Below are 1,745 nucleotides of genomic sequence, written 5' to 3' on the forward strand. Positions count from 1 at the left end.
GTTAAGTATTATCGAATTTCAATTTATAGAGCGAATGGATGTAATTCTATTATCATTACTATTTATGGTAATTTCAAAAACATGGGTTACTTATTTTTGGGCAGGATTGGACGGTTTTTTTGTGTTATATAAAATAAAAAGATTTCCACTTTTTGTTATAACTTTTTTTAGCATAATCTTCATTTGTACGTATCTATTCATTCCGTCCTTTAAATTAATTCATTTTCAATTAAAAATCCTTTCTTATATGGGACTTATCGTTATTTTAGGATTACCTCTACTTTTATGGATAGGTGGAATAGTAAAAAAAGATAAGTTTAGGGTGACAACAAAGTGAAAAAGATTGCCAAATGTTTGTTAATTGTTATGTTATTAATTGGTTTAACAGGCTGTAAAGATAAAATTAATATTGAAGACATTACAATGGCACTTTTATATGGAATCGATATAGACGAGCAAGGTGAAGTTAATGTTTATATGGCAAGCCCTGTTTTTAGTAAAGAAGCGAATGAAAAAAATGAACAATTTAAGGTGAAAAGTTTGTCAATAAAAGAAGCTAGTGATTTTATAGATTCAAGAGCAACAGGAATTACAGCAGGGGGAAAAGTACAAACTGTATTAATTGGTAGAAAAATAATTAATTATAAAGACTGGTTTTCTATTTTAGATGTATTTTACCGTGATCCAAAGATGCGTCTTAATGCTGATATCGTATTTGTTAATGGTCAAGTTTCAGATGTAATTGAATTTAGTCCAAAAAATAAGCCAAGATTATCAATATTTATTCCTCAATTAATAAAAACAGCTAATTTTAGAAATGTCTCCGTGCGAACATCATTGAGAAATTATTACAGTATGAATTTAGAAAAAGGAATTACACCTTTTGCACCGGAAGTAACTTTAAAAGATAATATTTTGGAAATCAGTGGAACTACATTATTAAACAATCAAAACCAATATCGTAGGACTCTATCATTAAAGGAAACATTACTATTAAAAATTTTACGAGCTAATACAGAAGGTCAATTTTCTATGTGGTTAAAAGCGAAACAACATAAAAAAAATGAAAATACTATATCTAAAGAAAAAATAAGTTTTTATATAATGGATATTAAGAGAAATATAAAAAAGAAATATAAGGATGGTAAATATGAATTTAATATAAACCTTAAATTACCGGTAGCAATAACTGAATCTCCAATAAAGTTAAATGACAATTCGCAAGGAAAATTAAAAAAAGAAATAGAAAAAGAATTACAAATAGAACTAAATAATTTTGTTAAATCCCTTCAAAATGACAAGTTGGATCCAATTGGCCTAGGTCTTTTTGCAAGATCATTTAAATACTCAGAGTGGAAAAAAGTAGAAGATAATTGGGTTGGTGCATTTCAACAATCAAAAATTAAGGTTAATGTTAAGGTTATTGTGGTTGATAAAGGGATATCAATGTAAGTATTTAATGAAAACATTCTTTGTTAAGAAGTTGAAATTAGAATTATGTAAAAGAGGAGCTTTTATCTGCTTACAAATGCCCTTTGGAGAAGATATTAAGTTAACGTTTAATCTTATAAAGAAGATGATTTCTGTATTCTACAGGTTTCATCTTTTTTATATTAAACTGATTAGAAATAAAACCTTTTCTCTTATGTTTAGCTAAATTAATTTGCTCAGTTTCTAAAGTCATTATTTTATTTGAAGTAAAAACAATTTCTTAATTTAAATATCTTTAATATTTTATTTTCAAA

Annotated in this window: 2 protein-coding genes; both read left to right on the forward strand. The window is 26.3% G+C overall.

The genetic code is table 11. The features are described 5' to 3' along the window. A partial coding sequence (locus tag ACFCYN_RS25375) for a GerAB/ArcD/ProY family transporter (RefSeq protein ID WP_375952948.1) occupies positions 1-337 on the forward strand: 337 nt, incomplete at its 5' end. After that, positions 334-1,452 carry a Ger(x)C family spore germination protein gene (locus tag ACFCYN_RS25380; protein ID WP_375952951.1) on the forward strand — a complete coding sequence of 373 codons (1,119 nt, stop codon included), beginning with the start codon at positions 334-336 and terminating at the stop codon, positions 1,450-1,452. The genes ACFCYN_RS25375 and ACFCYN_RS25380, both read left to right, overlap by 4 nt. Positions 1,453-1,745: the final 293 nt, after the last annotated feature.

The organism is Gottfriedia sp. NPDC056225, assembly GCF_042267765.1.
Lineage (GTDB): Bacteria > Bacillota > Bacilli > Bacillales > Bacillaceae_G > Gottfriedia.